Origin of the sequence: Streptomyces sp. Ru72 (assembly GCF_002920635.1) — a bacterium.
GTDB lineage: Bacteria > Actinomycetota > Actinomycetes > Streptomycetales > Streptomycetaceae > Streptomyces.
This window is the reverse complement of sequence record NZ_PQSR01000062.1, coordinates 14,857-30,963: the sequence shown is the minus strand read 5'-3', so window position 1 is coordinate 30,963 and position 16,107 is coordinate 14,857. Positions and strand designations below refer to the sequence as shown.

Annotated in this window: 12 protein-coding genes; 7 read left to right on the top strand and 5 right to left on the bottom strand. The window is 68.2% G+C overall.

Annotation, left to right across the window (positions count from 1 at the left end; translation table 11 throughout):
* Positions 1-11 precede the first annotated feature (11 nt).
* From C3488_RS25405 to C3488_RS25390, 4 genes are read right to left on the bottom strand one after another with little or no spacing between them, the layout of a single operon-like run.
* Positions 12-1,796, bottom strand: coding sequence for an Ig domain-containing protein (locus tag C3488_RS25405; RefSeq protein WP_103843154.1), 1,785 nt, complete (start codon positions 1,794-1,796; stop codon positions 12-14).
* A gap of 56 nt (positions 1,797-1,852) precedes the next feature.
* Positions 1,853-2,677: a carbohydrate ABC transporter permease gene (locus C3488_RS25400; protein WP_103843153.1), complete on the bottom strand. Its 825-nt coding sequence runs from the start codon at positions 2,675-2,677 to the stop codon at positions 1,853-1,855.
* Positions 2,674-3,669 carry a carbohydrate ABC transporter permease gene (locus C3488_RS25395; protein WP_103843151.1) on the bottom strand — a complete coding sequence of 332 codons (996 nt, stop codon included), beginning with the start codon at positions 3,667-3,669 and terminating at the stop codon, positions 2,674-2,676. The genes C3488_RS25400 and C3488_RS25395 overlap by 4 nt, the downstream gene beginning before the upstream one ends.
* Entirely contained in the window at positions 3,666-5,021 is a 1,356-nt protein-coding gene (locus tag C3488_RS25390) for an extracellular solute-binding protein (protein WP_103843149.1), read from the bottom strand. Before C3488_RS25390 ends, C3488_RS25395 begins: the two co-directional genes overlap by 4 nt.
* 630 nt (positions 5,022-5,651) lie before the next feature.
* Here C3488_RS25390 and C3488_RS25385 point away from each other — a divergent pair.
* From C3488_RS25385 to C3488_RS25360, 6 genes are all read left to right on the top strand, one after another.
* Positions 5,652-6,665, top strand: a complete 1,014-nt coding sequence (locus C3488_RS25385) for a hydroxyacid dehydrogenase (RefSeq protein WP_181139188.1) — start codon at positions 5,652-5,654, stop codon at positions 6,663-6,665.
* Positions 6,666-6,784: 119 nt separating this feature from the next.
* Positions 6,785-7,873: a LacI family DNA-binding transcriptional regulator gene (locus C3488_RS25380; RefSeq protein WP_103843147.1), complete on the top strand. Its 1,089-nt coding sequence runs from the start codon at positions 6,785-6,787 to the stop codon at positions 7,871-7,873.
* Positions 7,874-8,249: 376 nt separating this feature from the next.
* Positions 8,250-9,590, top strand: coding sequence for an ABC transporter substrate-binding protein (locus C3488_RS25375; protein ID WP_103843145.1), 1,341 nt, complete (start codon positions 8,250-8,252; stop codon positions 9,588-9,590).
* A gap of 10 nt (positions 9,591-9,600) precedes the next feature.
* On the top strand, positions 9,601-10,485 hold the full coding sequence (locus C3488_RS25370) for a carbohydrate ABC transporter permease (protein ID WP_103843143.1): 885 nt from the start codon (positions 9,601-9,603) through the stop codon (positions 10,483-10,485).
* Entirely contained in the window at positions 10,485-11,399 is a 915-nt protein-coding gene (locus C3488_RS25365; RefSeq protein WP_103843141.1) for a carbohydrate ABC transporter permease, read from the top strand. Before C3488_RS25370 ends, C3488_RS25365 begins: the two co-directional genes overlap by 1 nt.
* Positions 11,396-12,985, top strand: a complete 1,590-nt coding sequence (locus C3488_RS25360; protein WP_103843139.1) for a family 43 glycosylhydrolase — start codon at positions 11,396-11,398, stop codon at positions 12,983-12,985. Before C3488_RS25365 ends, C3488_RS25360 begins: the two co-directional genes overlap by 4 nt.
* 90 nt (positions 12,986-13,075) lie before the next feature.
* Here C3488_RS25360 and C3488_RS25355 read toward each other — a convergent pair whose 3' ends face one another.
* Positions 13,076-14,716: an APC family permease gene (locus C3488_RS25355; protein WP_103843137.1), complete on the bottom strand. Its 1,641-nt coding sequence runs from the start codon at positions 14,714-14,716 to the stop codon at positions 13,076-13,078.
* A gap of 354 nt (positions 14,717-15,070) precedes the next feature.
* Between C3488_RS25355 and dhaK the strand changes: the two genes are divergently transcribed.
* Entirely contained in the window at positions 15,071-16,063 is a 993-nt protein-coding gene (gene dhaK / locus C3488_RS25350; protein WP_103843180.1) for a dihydroxyacetone kinase subunit DhaK, read from the top strand.
* Positions 16,064-16,107 lie beyond the last annotated feature (44 nt).

The window sequence follows — 16,107 nt, the reverse complement described above, 5'->3', positions numbered from 1 at the left end:
GTGATGCCGCATCACGGGTGCTGCACGGTGAGCGTGACGGTCCGGGTCGCGGTGCCCACGCTGTTGGTGGCCGACACGGTGACGTCGAAGGAGCCGACGTTGTCCCTCATGACGCCGGAGATCAGGCCGGTGCCGGTGTCGATGTCCAGCCCCTTCGGCAGTCCCGCCGCGCTGAACGACGTCGGCAGCTCACTTGCCGTGATCAGGTAGTTGAAGACCTGGTTCTTGGTGCCGGCGGCCTGGTCGGGGCTGGTGATCTGGGGCGCGTTCGTGGAGGTGGCGTCGGTGGAGTTCAGGAACCGGGTGTTGATCACGTGCTCGTTGGCGTACCCCGGCATCATGTCCCAGAACGTGTACCAGCCGGGCTTCCTCATCCCGTTGCCGATGAACTTGCCGTTGATGACGAGGTTCTGGAAGGTGACGTTCTTGATGGCGTGGTCCGCATCGTAGCCGACGAGGATCGCCGGGTTGGCGTGCGTGCCGTTGTAGGAGAGGTTCTTGATGTAGACGCCGTCGATGCCCCGGCCGACGGAGGTGTTGTACGTCGTGTTGAACATGACCCGCATGTTGAGGAGCTGGCCCCAGCGGAAGTCCTCCACCCGGATGTCCTGGGCGCGGACGTTGCTCACCAGGTTGCTGTCGCCGGGGTTGAGCGCGATGCAGCCCTGGTAGTTCATCTGCGGTTCGCGGTGGTCGAGGATGTCGATGTTGCTGAAGACGAGGTTCTCGAGGGTCTCCGGGTTGTCGGTGTTGCCGTGGGTTCCGACGTTGATCGGGTGCGCGACGTCCGCCCAGAGGGTGGAGTTGCGGACGGTGATGTTGCGGCAGTCGCCGTAGTAGTTCCAGCGGTGGGCGTAGATCGCGATACAGTCGTCGGCGTTGCGCATCCAGACGTTGTCGATCAGGACGTCCTGGCTGCAGAAGATGTCGATGCCGTCGCCCCACTGGCCGTGGCTGTAGGCGTGGAAGTTGTGAATCGTGACCTGCTGGGACTGGCCCACGGTGATCGCATAGCCGCTGCTGGGGTTGAGCACCGTCACGCCGTCGATCTCGATGTTCTTCGAGTACTCGACCAGCACGCCGCTCGGGGAGTTGTACAGCACGCCGCGGCCCCGCAGCCGGGCGTTCTCCACGTTCTGGAACGCCACCTGCGACGTCAGCACCGCACCTCCGGCCAGGTAGACCGTCTTGCCGCTGGGCACGGTCAGTACGTTGTTGGTGGTCTTGTGCAGGCCGGGGCCGAAGTAGAGGACGTCCTCGTCGTCGGGATCGGGGACGTTGGTCTCGATCGGGTTGGCGTGCAGCTGCAGGTTGTTGAAAATGTCGCCGTCGACCTCGATGGAGAGGTTGCGCGGCTCGGTGAGGGTGAAGCCGATCGTCGCGCCGTCCACCGTGAACTGGGTGCCGTACGACAGCGGGCGGATCCGCGCGGTGCCGATCGTGCCCTTGGCGGACGTGACGGCGACCTCCACGGTGCCCTGGAAGTCGAACATGGCGACCGAGGAGTTGAACACCGGACCGCTGCCCGTGTTCGCGTCGATCTGCTTCGCTCTCGCGCGGTAGACGGGCACCGTCTGCCAGTCGCCGCCCGGGGTACGGGCCTTGACGGAGTAGCTCAGGTTGGTCGGGACCCCGCTCGGGATGGGGTAGACCACCAGCTTGTCGGTCGATGCGGGCGTGTCGTCGGCTCTCGCGGTGGCGGCCGCCGCGCCGACCAGGGAGTACGCGGCTGCAGCGGCGCCCGCGGCCTGGAGAACCGTGCGCCGGGTCATGCCGGTGCCCTGGGTGTCGTTCATGGAGAAGTTCCTTAACTGAGCGGGGAGATGAGAGACAGACAGGGAGAAGGAGGCGGTCACTTGAGACCGGAGGTGGACATCCCGGTGACGAAGCCGCGCTGGGCCACGAGGAAGATCAGCAGAATGGGCACGACGTACATCACGGTGCCCGCCGCGATCAAGTTGTTGACCGGCAGGCCCTGGGCGTTGACGTACGAGGTGGAGATGGCGACCGCGAGCGTGGAGCGGTCGTTGGACAGCAGCAGCATCGGAGCGATGTAGTCGCCCCAGCTCCAGGTGAAGGCGATGACGAAACTGGTGGCAAGCGCCGGCCAGGACTGCGGCAGGAAGATCCGCCAGAAGACACCGCCCCAGCCGCAGCCGTCGACGATCGCGGCCTCTTCCAGCTCACGCGGCATCCCGGCGAAGAACTGCCGGAAGAGGAAGATGAGGAACGGGGCGCCCGACATGCCCCACAACACCCAAGGCCAGTACGTGTCGACCATGCCGAGCTTCGCGAAGATCAGGTAGGTCGGGAAGAGCGTGATCATCTGCGGCAGCATCATCGTGCCGAGCAGAATTCCGAACAGCTGCTTCTTGCCGGGTGCGGACAGGCGTGCGAAGCCGAAGCCCACCCATGCCGAGCTCAAGGTGACGAGCGTGGCGTAGATCAGGGCGATGATGAGGGAGTTGCGGGCGTAGCCGAGGAAGTCGACATTGGTGAACGCCTCCTTGAAGTTCCCCCACTGGAGGTGGTCGGGCCACCAGTGCACGGGCGAGGCCGCGAGTTCCGGGAGGGACTTCAGGGCGGTGATCACCAGCCAGCCGAACGGGCCGAGGAACAGGCCGGTGATGACGACGAGCGCCGCGTACAGGGCGAGGCGAGGCAGCCGGACGGTCACTTCTTCGCCTCCGGGTCGACGTTGTAGAACACCACGCCGGACGTGGTCTTGAAGATGAGTCCGGTCACCATGAGGATCAGCACGAACAGCACCCACAGCAGTGCGGAGGCGTAGCCGAAACGGCCGTAGGCGAAGTACTCCGCGAACACATGCATCATGTACAGGTAGTTGGACTGCGGGACGGACGTGACGCCCCCAGGCGGCGGCATGGACGCCAGCAGCAGCGGCATGACGGTCTGCACGGAGGCGATCACGCCGGTCACGGCCTGGAAGAGCAGCACCGGCGACAGCAGCGGCACGGTGACGTTGCGGAAGGTGCGCCAGGCGCCGGCGCCGTCGACCCGGGCGGCCTCGTGGAGTTCGCGGGGGATGTCCTGAAGTCCGGCCAGCGAGATGATCATGACGTTGCCCGCCCCCCACAGCACGGTCATCAGCAGCACGTAGCGGGCGTAAGGGTCGCTGAGCCAGGCGACGGCGTCGAGCCCGAAGATGTTGAGGACGCCATTGGTGGCGCCGGAGTTGGTGTCGAAGAGCTGCTTGAAGATGAGTCCCGCGCCGACCGGCGGTACGACGGCCGGCAGGTAGAGCAGGGTGCGGAAGATGCCGCGGGCCTTGATCGGCCGGTTGACCAGGACCGCGAGCGCGAGACCCGCGACGATCGACAGGGGCACGGAGGTCACCGCGAACAGACCGGTCCGGCCCAGGGCGCCCCAGGTGACCGAGTCGCTCAGCAGCTCTCGGTAGTTGGCGAGGCCGATCCAGTGCCAGTTCGGGGAGAGGCCGTCGAACGTGGTGAAGCTCAGCCACAGCGCGAACGCCATGGGGCCGATGGTCAGCAGCAGGAAACCGCTGATCCAGGGCGCGGTGAACATGTAGAACGCGCGGTGCCGCCGCGCCGCGACGGAGGTCTGCCGCCGCGCGGTCCGAGCGCGGTCTGCGCGCTGGGCGTGGCCGGGCCGCTCGGCGACGGTGGCCAGCTGGTCGGCCGTCATGACACCAGCTCCTTTCCGCGCTTCATCTCTTCGTTCGTCTTGTCGTTGAGCTGGTCGATCAGCGTGCCGATGGACATCTGGCCCCGCATCGCCGCGGGAATGATCAGGTTGGTGATCGCGTCCAGGGCATCGACCTTGGCGTACGGCGTGAAGGAGACAACCGAGAAATGCTTCAGCTCGGCTTCCTGCACCGCGATGACCTGCTTCTGGTAGTCCTCCTGACGGGGCATCAGAGGACGTAGGGACTTCAGGGTGGGGATGCCCAAGCCGCCCGTCGCACGGTCCTTGGCCGGGCCCTGGCCGAAGAACCACTCGAAGACGCGCCAGGCCGCCTCCTTGTTGTGGGCCTTCTGCGGCATCCAGAACCCGGTACCGCCCTGGCAGGCGCTGATGCGGGGGCCGCCCGCGAAGCGGGGCGCCGGGGCGAGCCGGGACACCTTCGCCACCTTCTCGTCGGTGTTGATCAGGCCGCCGAGCCAGTAGCCCGAGTTCGTCATCGCCATGCGGTTCGCCAGGTACGTGGGGCCGTCCCAGGCGTCCGGGTTCGGGTTGATGAGGCTCGGCCCGACCCCCGCCTTCGCGTAGTCCACGTACCAGGTGAGCGCCTTGCGCGCCTCTGGGCTGGAGAAGTCGATGGTGGCGTAGTCGTCGGTGAACAGGTTGCCGCCGGCGGCGGCTGTCAGCGCGGCGAGGTTGATGGTGATGCCGAGGCCGTTGTAGCTGCCGCCGAAGACCCTGGTCTGGCCGCCCTTGCGCTGGGTGAGCTGCTTGGCCTTCTCCAGCCACTCCTCGTACGTGATCGGCTCGGTGGCGGACGGGTAGCCGACGCTCTTCTGGTCGAACAGGGCCGTGTCGTACCAGTACATGGAGTCCTGGGAGAAGTCCTTCGCCATGCCGTAGCGAGGACCCTTGCCCTGGGTCTTGCCGTCCCAACGCCACAGGTCGTTCACCGGGTCGAGGTCGTCGGTCCTGAGGACCGTGCTCTTGGCGAAGTACGGGTTCAGGTTCTCGGCGACGCCACGTGCGGCGAAGTACGGGCCGTCGGTGGCGCCGACGCCGCGCACCAGCTCCGGCGGTTTGCCCGCGGTGATCATGGCGATCAAGCGGGTGACGTCGTACTTGACCCGGATGATCCTGATGCCGAGTTCCTTCTGGGCCTGTTTGATCTGATCATCGGTGATGTCACCGTCGCCCGTCATCACCGTGACCGAGTCGCCGCCGCCCCGGCTGTCTGCGGCACCAGCCACCTGCAGTGCGCACCCGCTGAGGGCCGCCGCACCGGCCACGGCGCCACCGGCCGCCAGGGCGAGGAAGCGACGGCGACTGGGGGGAGCACCGGCGTGGGAGCGCATGAACGCCTCACCTTCTGCTTCGGGGAAACGCGGCACGACCGCAGCCGCGGGGCAACGCAGCGCGAGCCGGCCGGAGTAACGGGTAGCAACCGTTTGCTGCGACCGAGTGGGCTGAGCTTCATCCGGGACGCAGTGCACGTCAAGGGGCTCCGCAGAATTTCGAAAAGTCTGTGTAACACGGCAGGCGGTCGTGGTGAACCCGCCGACCGCCTCGCACCCTCGGAAGCAAAGGCCGCTGATCTGGGGATTCGTGCGACCGAAGGTCAGACACCCCGACTGCCGGACGCCGTCTGGGAGGCCTTGGAAGGCCGGTTCCGCATGCGCAGGATCCGGCCGGCCCCCTGACGACGGGCTGTGACCACGGACGCGCACGACCCGCTGAACGGCGGAAACCCGTTGCGTGCCCCGCCCCCGAGCCCCTCGGCACGCCGGCGGTCAGGGCGCCATCCGTTGCCGTCTCGTCCACCCGACCGGCATGAAGACCCTTGCTGACCTGGGCGTTCGCCTCCCGACCAGGAAAAGCCGACTTCCGGTCCGAACGGCCGGTCTCACCGATTGACCATGCCTCCGGGCCGCAACTACGGTAGAAGACGCTTTCAGAAAACGTTACCGACACGCCTCAGGAGAGTCATGCCCAGCGCCCAGCAGCCCAGGGCCGTGTTCGCCATGGATCCGGTGCACCTCCCCCTGCTGTTCCCCCCGCCGCTCATGGCCCGGCTTCAGAAGGCGGCCGACATCGACGCCTCGCTCGTCGTCGAGGACTTCACCGACCCGGCGGCCGCACCGGCGCTGGCCCGGGCCGAGGTACTGATCACAGGTTGGGGATGCCCGCACCTGGACGGGGACGTCCTCGCCGCGGCGCCGAAGCTGCGCACCGTCCTGCACGCCGCGGGTTCCGTCCGCTCGCTGGTCGGCGAGGCGCTGTGGCAGCGAGGGGTCACCGTGTCCAGCGCGGTGACCGGCAACGCGCTGCCGGTCGCGGAGTACACGCTCGCCATGATCCTGCTCGCGGGCAAGGACGCCTTCGGGCACCGGGAGCGGTTCCGGCACACCCACGCCTACCCCTCCCCCGCGCAGACCGCGGCCACCGGCAACCTCGGCCGCCGGGTCGGCGTCATCGGCGCCTCCCGCGTGGGCCGCCGGCTGCTGGAGCTGCTGCGGCAGTTCGACTTCACGGTCTTCCTCTACGACCCCTACGTGTCGGCCGACGAGGCGAAGGCGCTGGGTGCCGAGTCCCTCCCGCTGGACGAGCTGCTGCGCCGCAGCGACATCGTCAGCCTGCACGCCCCCGACATCCCCGAGACCCAGCGGATGCTGAACCGCGAGCGGCTCGCCCTGGTCCGGGACGGCGGCGTGCTGATCAACACCTCGAGGGGCGCGCTGGTCGACCACGGTGCCCTGACCCACGAGCTGCTCTCCGGCCGCCTGAGCGCGATCCTGGACGTCACCGAGCCGGAACCGCTGCCCGCCGACTCCCCGCTGTACAGACTTCCCAACGTCTTCCTCACCCCGCACATCGCGGGCTCGCTCGGAAACGAGCTGGAACGACTCGGCGGCATCGTCGTGGCGGAGTGCGAACGCCTGGTCGCGGGCCTGCCGCTGGCCCACGAGGTGCACCATGCCGATCTGGCCCGTGTCGCCTGAGCGCGCTCCGGCGACCGGGTCCGGTGCGGAGCAGCCATGGGATACGGTTTCGGCATCGACGGACGGCGGGACCCCGGACCGCCCGATGCCAGGGCCCATACGGTGAAGGAGCCGCAACGGTGAGTCAGCGCAAGGCGCCGGCCGAGTCAGGACGAGCCACCATCCGCGACGTGGCGGAACGGGCGGGTGTGTCGGTCGCCAGCGTGTCGCGCGTCCTGTCGGGCAACTACCCGGTCTCCGACGAGCTGCGCCGCCGGGTGATGAAGGTCGTACGGGACCTGGACTACGTCACCAACGCCCACGCCCGTTCGCTGGCCGGCGGCGGCACACCGACCGTCGCGATCCTGCTCAACAACATCACGGGCGCCGCCTTCGCTCACGTCGCCAAGGGCGTGGAGGGTGCCGCCTCGCTGCGCGGCTGGCTGTCACTGGTGGGCACCACCGGGGACGACCCCGAGCGGGAGCTGGCGCTGGTGAACCTCATGCGCCAGCAGGGCGTGGCCGCGGTGGTCCTGCTCGGCGGGGCCTACGACTACGACGAGTACCAGCTGAGGATGGCCCGCTTCGCCCGCTCCCTGGACGCGGCCGGCTCTCACCTGGTGCTGGTCGGCAGGCCGCCGCTGGAGGGCGACGTGCCCGCGACGACGGTGGACTACGACAACGAGGGCGGCGCCTACGCGATGGCGAGCCATCTGCTGTCGGCCGGGCACCGCCGTGTGCTGGTACTGCCCGGTCCCGCCGAACTCACCACCGCACAGGGCAGGTTGAGGGGCGCACAGCGGGCTTTCGAGGCGTACGGGGTGCCGTTCGACCCGGGCCTGGTGCGGCACGGCCCGTACGACGACGAGCACGGGTACACGGCCGTCGAGGCGGCCCTGCACGACACGCCGGACTTCACCGCCGTCCTCGCCGGGACCGACGTGGTCGCCGCCGGTGCCATGCAGGCGCTGCGCACGGCGGGCCTGCGCGTGCCCGAGGACGTCTCCATCGTCGGCTACGACGACATCCCGCTCGCCTCCCAGCTCACCCCTCAACTGACCACCGTGCACGTGCCGTACGAGGAGATGGGCCGGGTCGCGCTGCGCGCCGTGGCCGACCGGCGCGAGAGCGGCGCGGGCCGCCGAAAGGGAAGCGACGGCGACCATCTGGTGCTCGGCACCCACGTCGTCGTGCGCAACTCGGTGCAGCCGCCGAAGCGACGGCCGTAGCACGGGCTGCCGAGTGTTTCGTAAACGGTTTCAGCACACCTCGAGAGACTTTCCCCGAACCGCTCACTGCACCTGACAGACTGCGTGCGCGTCCCGCTCAAGCGGCTTTGACCTGCGAAGACGACGAGCCGGCACGGCGCGTCGCGGTGGGCTGCCCGCCTTACCCGACGGACAACCGGCCGTAACGATTTCCGCTCGACCTCTTGCTAGGGACGTCGTTTCGTCCTACGGTCCACCGCAACCGCTTACTACCCATTCGACTTGGCCGACCCCCCGCAACCGCGAGCCGACGGTTTCCCGGCCGCTGTTCCTGGCCAACACCGAGCCGCCGTCCTCTCGATCTGAGAACGCCTACATTCCGAAGGATCACGGTCAGATGAACTTCACCAGCTCCCGGAGAAGGTTCGCCCACGCCGCCGTCGCGGGTATCGCGCTGACGGGCCTGCTCTCCGCCTGCGGCGGATCCGACTCGGGCGGCGACGCGTCGTCGAAGTCGTCCGGCCCGGTCACCCTCGACTTCTGGGGCTGGGCCAACGGCCAGGAGGCCGTCGTCAAGGCGTTCAACGCCTCCCACAAGGACATCAAGCTCAAGTACACCAAGGTCACCGATCAGCTGACCATGCAGAAGCAGCTGACCAACGCCGTCAAGGCGGGCAACGCGCCCTGCCTGGTGCAGAACACCGCCGAGTACGTGACCAGTTGGGTGTCGCAGGGCGCCCTCGCCGACATCACCCGGTACGTCGAGTCCAGCAAGGACAAGTTCAACCCCGGCTCCTGGGCGAGCGCACAGGTGCAGGGCAAGATGTACGGCGTTCCCACCAGCTCGGCGCCGAACTTCACGATCTACCGCACGGACATCTTCCAGAAGTACGGACTGAAGGCCCCCGCGACCTGGGACGACTTCATCGCCGCCGGCAAGGTGCTGAAGCAGCACGGCATCAAGATCACCAACTTCGCCGGCGAGGACCCGAGCACGCTCGAGGTGCTCGCGATGCAGGCCGGGGCGCACTGGTACGCCATCGACGGCAACTCCTGGAAGGTGAACTTCCAGGACCCGGGGTCCCTGAAGGCCGCCCAGGTGATCCAGGAGATCATCGACAACGACCTGAACTCGAAGCTGTCGTTCGCCGACTACGCGGCCGTGCAGCGCAACTACGACAACGGCGGCACCGCGACCCGGCAGATCTCCACCTGGCAGCAGTCCGGCATGGTCGCGAACTTCACCAAGTCCTTCGGCAAGTGGGCCCTGTCCCCCTGGCCGGCGTTCAAGGGCGAGGCGCCCAAGACGCCGGCCGGCACCAACCTGACCGGCAGCGTGACCCTGGTGAGCAAGCAGTGCAAGAACCAGGACAAGGCCGCCGAGGCGGCGCTGTGGATGTCCACGGACCAGACCGCGGTCAAGACGATGGCGAGCCCGGAGACCGGCAACGGCGTGTTCCCGGCGCTGGCGGACAGTGACTCGTACGTCGCCGAGGCGACCTCCGAGAAGCTGCTCGGCAAGAACTACCAGGCGGCCCAGCAGGTCGTGAGGGACAGCCTGAAGACCGTCACCACCGACTGGACCTTCGGCCCGGACTGGACCGCGATGTTCACGGAGATGCAGGCGGGCTGGGCCAAGGTCGTCAACAAGCAGGAGAAGGTCACCGACCTCCTGGCGCACATGCAGGAGTGGACGGTCAAGGACCTGAAGTCCCGCGGCATCAGCGTCGAGGGCTGAGGCGGACTCGATGATTCGCTCCATGCGCTGGAAGGGTGCCGCGTTCACGGTGCCCTTCCAGCTCGGCTTCGTCTTCCTCTACCTGCTCCCCATCGGCTACGCCGTCTACCAGTCGCTGTTCCGCGAGCAGCAGTCCGGGCTGGGGCTCGGCGGCTCGACGACGGAGTTCACCGGGCTCGACAACTACACCAAGGGCCTGACGGACTCGGCGTTCATGGGCTCCATCCTGCGGGTGGTGGTCTTCGCCTGCGTCCAGATCCCGGTGATGCTGTTCATCAGCCTGGTGCTGGCGCTGCTCCTGGACGCGGTCACCTCCAAGGTGGCCGGCCGCTTCCGGATCCTGCTGCTGGTGCCGTACATGATCCCCGGCGTGGTCGCGGCGATCATGTGGGTCAACCTCTACAGCCCGGACGTCGGTCCGCTCACCCCGCTCGGCGAGCTTCTCGGCTTCCACTGGAACTTCTTCGCGCCGTCGATGGTGTGGCCGTCCATCGGCAACCTGCTGACCTGGCACGGCATCGGCTACAACATGGTGATCCTCTACGCGGCGCTGCAGGGCGTGCCCCGCGAACTGTTCGAGGCGGCCCGCCTGGACGGTGCCTCCGAGATCCGCATCGCGCGCAGCATCAAGATCCCGTACGTGCGCGGGGCGCTGGTCCTGACCGGTCTGCTGTCGATCATCCAGATGCTGCAGATCTTCAACGAGCCCGCGCTGTTCCGGAACGTCACCCCGCAGACGGTCAGCGACAGCTTCACCCCGATCATGATCATCTACAACCAGGCGTTCAACTCCGGCAACTACCACTACGCGGCGGCCCTGTCGGTGCTGCTCGCCTTGATCCTGGGCGTCGCCTCCTTCCTCTTCTACCGGTTCACCTCGAAGGAGGCCGACTGATGGTGCTGACCGAAACGCCCGCCAAGCGGCCCCCCGCCCGCAGCGTCCGGCGCCTGACGCGCCCGGACGCTGCCTCCCGCGGGCGGGGCGGTCAGCGCTTCCTGCTCCTCGGGCTGATCCTGGCCAGCGTCTACAGCCTGTTCCCGGTGTGGTGGCTGCTCGTCGCCGCGACCAAGAACCGAACCGCGCTGTACCAGAGCAACGGCCTGTGGTTCTCAGGCTGGCATCTTTGGGACAACCTGCACCAGGTGTTCACCTACCAGGACGGCATCTTCCTGCGCTGGACGGCGAACTCGCTGCTGTACGCGGGCGTCGGCTCCCTCGGCGGCACACTCGTCGCCCTCGCCACGGGCTACGGCCTGGCCCGCTTCGAGTTCCCCGGCCGTAGCGTGATCTTCGCGTGCGTCGTGGGCTCGTTCCTGATCCCGATCGCGCTCCTGACCCTCCCCCTCTACCTGCTGTTCTCGGCGATCGGCATGGTGGACACCCCCTGGGCGATGCTGATCCCCTGCCTGATCAACCCGTTCAGCGTGTACCTGGCCAAGGTGTACACCGAGGCCACGATCCCCTACGAGCTGCTGGAGGCGGCCCGCATCGACGGCGCCGGTGAGTTGAGGATCTTCTTCAGCATCGCGCTGCGGATGATGACGACGGGCGGCGCGACGGTGTTCCTGCTGGCCTTCGTCAATACCTGGAACGCCTTCTTCCTCCCCCTGACCGTGCTGCGGGGCAAGGAGAACTGGACCCTCAACCTCGGCCTGTACAACTGGTCCGGCACGCGCATGGAGTCCGGCATAGACCTGACGGGTCTCGTGCTGACCGGCGCACTGCTGTCCATCGTGCCGATGGCGATCATGATGGTGGCGATGCGCCGCTACTGGCGGACCGGCGTCACGATGGGAGCCCTCAAGTGACCGTGCTGCGCAATCCCGTCATCCGCGGCTTCGCCCCGGACCCCTCGCTGGTCCGGGTGGGCGACTGGTACTACGTGGCCACGAGTTCGTTCGAGTGGTTCCCGACGATCCCGATCCACCGTTCCCGCGATCTGGCGCACTGGGCGTACGCGGGCCATGTGCGCGGCGCCGCCCCGGGGGACTCGCTCGCCGGGGTCCCGGACTCGGGGGGCCTCTGGGCGCCCTCACTGAGCTGGGACGGTGAACGGTTCTGGATGGTGTACACGATCGTGCGTTCGGTCGGAACGCCGTACTTCGACATGGACACATACGTCACCACGGCGACCGAGGTGGACGGGAAGTGGAGTGTGCCTCGCCGGGTCGCCAGCCATGGCTTCGATCCGGCGCTCTTTCACGACGATGACAGGCTGTGGCTGCTGAACCTGCAGAACGACCACCGTCCGGGCGGACAGCGCTTCGCGGGGATCGTCCTCACCGAACTGGACCGTGACACCCTCGCACCGCTCGGAGACACGCATCTGCTCCTCCAGCACGAACGGCTCGTCGAAGGGCCCAAGCTGCTGCGGCGCGACGGCTGGTACCACCTCGTCCTGGCGGAGGGCGGGACGGGGTTCGAGCACGGGGTGCGGATGGCGCGCAGCCGCACGATCACCGGTCCGTACGAGTTGTGCGCCGAGCCCCTGCTGACGAGCCGGGACGATCCCTCGCTGCCGTTGCAGAAGGCGGGGCACGCGGAGCTGGTCGAGACGCCGGACGGGTCCTGGGTCATGAGCCATCTGGCGGCCCGTCCGCTGCGGACCCCGGACGGTCCCCGGTGCACCCTCGGCCGCGAGACGGCGATCCAGGCCGTGACCTGGGACGCGGAGGGCTGGCCCCGGCTGCGGCAGGGAGGCCTGCACCCTCTGGTCGAGGTCGACGTCCCCACGCACGCCGACCCGGGGTCGCCGGCCGCGCGGCCCGAGCCGCTGTCCTGGCCCTGGAGCACCCTGCGCGGATACCCGGACCCCTCCTGGGCCGACACCACCAGCCGTCCGGGCTGGATCCGACTGCGCGGCCGTCAGGGGCCCGAGTCGCTGTGGGCGCAGAGCCTGCTCGCCCAGCGCATCACCGAGCACCGCGCGGAGGCCGAGGTCACGGTGGAGGCGGCACCACTCACGTTCACCCAGGCCGCCGGACTCGTCCTCTGGTACGACACCCGGTCCTATCTGTCGCTCGACCTGACCTGGGCCGAGCCCGACGGCGAACCGCAGCGGGGCCAGCAGTGGCGGGGCGCCGGCCGTACCGTGCTCAGCCTGGTGGAGCGGGACGAGCAGGACCTCCGGCAGGTGGCCCTGGCCGACGTGGACGCGCGCGGCCCGGTCACGCTGGGCGTCACCGTCGACGGCGCCGAGGCCCGGTTCTGGTACCTGCGGGCGGGCACGCGTACACCGGTCGGGCCGCCGCTCGACTTCAGCCGGCTGTCCGACGACCACGGCTCCCGGCTGCGGTTCACCGGCGCCTTCGCGGGCATCCACGCCCGCGACCTGGTCGACGCCGCGTTCACGGCCGACTTCGCCGGCTTCCGTCTCACCTGCACTCCCCGGTGACGGTGGTCTGCGGGACGTCGCCCGGACATGACGGTGTCCCGTCGGCCACGGCCGGGTGGCTGTGGCCGACGGGACACGTCCGGGTTCGGGTCAGTGGGCCGGGGCCTCGGTGACCACGACCTCTTCGATGCTCCGCTCGATCTCCTCGGGCTGGGAGGCGGTGGCCTTCGCCCAGTAGTAGATGACCAGGGAGAAGACCGCGATGACCAGGATGTCCCACCACAGGCCGATGTCGCCCTTGCCGCCACCGAAGCCGCCGAGCCAGGAAATCAGGCCGATGCCCACCAGGTAGGGAGGCAGCCACTGGGCGGCCTTCCAGTTCAGCCGGGGCGCGTCCGGCAGGTCCTTGCTCTTGGCGTACAGGGCGTAGCCGCCGAGGAGCACGTAGCCGAGGAGGATCGCGAAGCCGAGCCGCCACAGGGTGTCCCAGCCGGACCAGTAGATGATCAGGTTGGCCACCACGAACGACAGCGGGGAGATCACCTTGCCGGCCGGCAGCCGGTACGGCCGCTCACGGTGCGGCAGCTTGTCGGCGAAGACGCCGTAAGCCAGCGGCGCACCGGCGTACATCAGCACACTCGCCGAAGTGATGAAGCCGACCAGCTTGTGCCAGCTCGGGAACGGCAGGAAGCAGATCACACCTGTCACGAAGGACATGATGAGACCGAACCACGGCACACCGCGCGAGTCGGTCCTGGCGAAGATCTTCGGCGCGTAGCCGTTCTTCGCCAGGCCGAAGGAGACCCGGGAGGTGGCGGTGGTGTAGATCAGGCCGGTACCGCCGGGGGAGATGACCGCGTCGAGGTAGAGGACCCAGGCCAGCCAGCCCAGGCCCACCAGCGTCGCGAGGCCGGCCCACGGGCCGGTGTCGCCCTTGTACGCGAGGTGGGCCCAGCCGTGCGCGAAGGTGCTGTGCGGCAGCGCGGCGATGAACACCACCTGCAGCAGGACGTAGATGACGGCACCGATCGCGACCGAGCCGAGCGTGGCGCGCGGCAGGTCCCGCTTGGGGTTGCGGCTCTCGCCGGCCAGCTGGATGGCCTGTTCGAAGCCGAGCAGCGCGAAGATGATGCCGCTGGTGCTGATCGCGGCGAGCACGCCCTTGGCGCCGAAGGGTGCGAAGCCCTCGGAGTGGAAGTTGGCCGGGTGGAAGTGGGTCGCGGCCATGACGAAGATCGCGCCCAGCGGGACGGCGATCTTCCACCAGGTCGCGGCGCTGTTGGTGTGCGCGAGTGCCCGTACGCCGAAGAAGTTCACCCCGACGAAGAGCGCCATGAGCACGATCGCCACCAGCAGTCCGCTGGTCGTCAGGGTCTTGTCGGCGTGCTGGAAGTGCTGCGCCCAGGACCAGTGACCGGCGTAACCGATCATGGCCATGACCTCGATGGGGGCCACGGTCGCGGCCTGCAGCCAGGAGAACCAGCCGAAGGACATACCGGCCAGTCCGCCGAAGGCGTAGTGCGGGTAGCGGGCCGTACCGCCCGCCACCGGGAACATGCCACCGAGCTCCGCGTGCACCAGCGCCAGCAGCACGATCGCGACGGCGCCGATCACCCACGAGATGATCGCCGACGGGCCGGCCTGGATGACCGCGTCGTGCGCGCCGTAGAGCCAGCCGGAGCCGATGATGGACCCCACCGAGGCCCACATCAGTCCGATCAGACCGACGTCACGCCGTAGACCGGTCCGGTCGCGGGTGGCATCGGGGGCTGCATGGTCCAGGTTCACCATGTCAAGGGCCTCTCACTATCCGAGCAGAGAATTAACGCGCAATTGGCGGCTCAGGCTAGGAACCGAGACCCGTTCGACAGAAGGTCGTCACCTGAAATTTGACTCTTCCAGGGGGATTTCTTTTACCCCCACTTTGCGCAGGTCAGCCGGGCTTCCGGAATGTCCGTATTCAGTCTGGGAATGCGAGAAGAAGGTAAGACAGATCACACTTGTCGAGGTATTCGAACCAGGAAAGCGGTCATGCTCATGCTGAGCAGCCCGCGCAGGCCGGACGCGCTGAAGAACGTCCGCACACGTGACCACCGCGGCCCGAACATCGATACTGCCGACAGCGAGTGGACGCAGGAGGCTCCCATGAAGATGCTGATCAATGTCCCGGAGACGGTGGTCGCCGACGCGCTGCGGGGCATGGCGGCCGCGCACCCCGAGCTGGCCGTCGATGTGGAGAACCGGGTGATCGTACGGCGTGACGCCCCGGTCGCCGGAAAAGTCGCGCTCGTCTCTGGCGGCGGCTCGGGCCACGAGCCGCTGCACGGCGGCTTCGTCGGCCCCGGCATGCTGTCGGCGGCCTGCCCCGGCGAGGTGTTCACCTCTCCGGTGCCCGACCAGATGGTGCGTGCGGCGGCCGCCGTGGACAGTGGCGCCGGCGTCCTGTTCATCGTGAAGAACTACACCGGCGACGTGCTGAACTTCGACATGGCGGCCGAGCTCGCCGAGGACGAGGGCATCCAGGTCGCGAAGGTCCTGGTGAACGATGACGTCGCCGTCACCGACAGCCTCTACACGGCGGGACGGCGCGGCACCGGCGCCACCTTGTTCGTGGAGAAGATCGCGGGGGCCGCGGCCGACGAGGGACAGCCGCTGGAACGGGTGCAGTCCATCGCCCGGCAGGTCAACGAGAACTCCCGCAGCTTCGGTGTCGCCCTCAGCGCCTGCACCACACCCGCCAAGGGCACCCCCACCTTCGACCTGCCGCCCGGCGAGCTGGAGCTGGGCATCGGCATCCACGGCGAGCCGGGCCGTGAGCGGCGCCCGATGATGACCTCAGGGGAGATCGCCGACTTCTCGGTGAACGCCGTCCTGGACGACCTTCAGCCGCGCAACCCGGTGCTGGTCCTGGTCAACGGCATGGGCGCCACCCCGCTGCTGGAGCTGTACGGCTACAACGCGGAGGTGCAGCGGGTGCTGTCCGAGCGTGGCGTCCCGGTGGCCCGCACGCTGGTCGGCAACTATGTCACCTCCCTCGACATGGCCGGCGCCTCGGTCACCCTGTGTCAGATCGACGAGGAGCTGCTGCGGCTGTGGGACGCGCCGGTGAGCACGCCGGCGCTGCGCTGGGGCCTGTGAGCGATCTGTCCGCCGGGCCGGTCGTGGGGCAGACGAGTGAGGTC

Excerpts from the sequence above, each read along its gene's own strand:
- C3488_RS25365 (WP_103843141.1), top strand. The coding sequence starts at position 10,485 with ATGGTGCTGACCGAAACGCCCGCCAAGCGGCCCCCCGCCCGCAGCGTC.
- C3488_RS25390 (WP_103843149.1), bottom strand. The coding sequence starts at position 5,021 with ATGCGCTCCCACGCCGGTGCTCCCCCCAGTCGCCGTCGCTTCCTCGCC.
- C3488_RS25375 (WP_103843145.1), top strand. The coding sequence starts at position 8,250 with ATGAACTTCACCAGCTCCCGGAGAAGGTTCGCCCACGCCGCCGTCGCG.
- C3488_RS25355 (WP_103843137.1), bottom strand. The coding sequence starts at position 14,716 with ATGGTGAACCTGGACCATGCAGCCCCCGATGCCACCCGCGACCGGACC.
- C3488_RS25385 (WP_181139188.1), top strand. The coding sequence starts at position 5,652 with ATGCCCAGCGCCCAGCAGCCCAGGGCCGTGTTCGCCATGGATCCGGTG.
- C3488_RS25405 (WP_103843154.1), bottom strand. The coding sequence starts at position 1,796 with ATGAACGACACCCAGGGCACCGGCATGACCCGGCGCACGGTTCTCCAG.
- C3488_RS25395 (WP_103843151.1), bottom strand. The coding sequence starts at position 3,669 with ATGACGGCCGACCAGCTGGCCACCGTCGCCGAGCGGCCCGGCCACGCC.
- C3488_RS25370 (WP_103843143.1), top strand. The coding sequence starts at position 9,601 with ATGATTCGCTCCATGCGCTGGAAGGGTGCCGCGTTCACGGTGCCCTTC.
- dhaK (WP_103843180.1), top strand. The coding sequence starts at position 15,071 with ATGAAGATGCTGATCAATGTCCCGGAGACGGTGGTCGCCGACGCGCTG.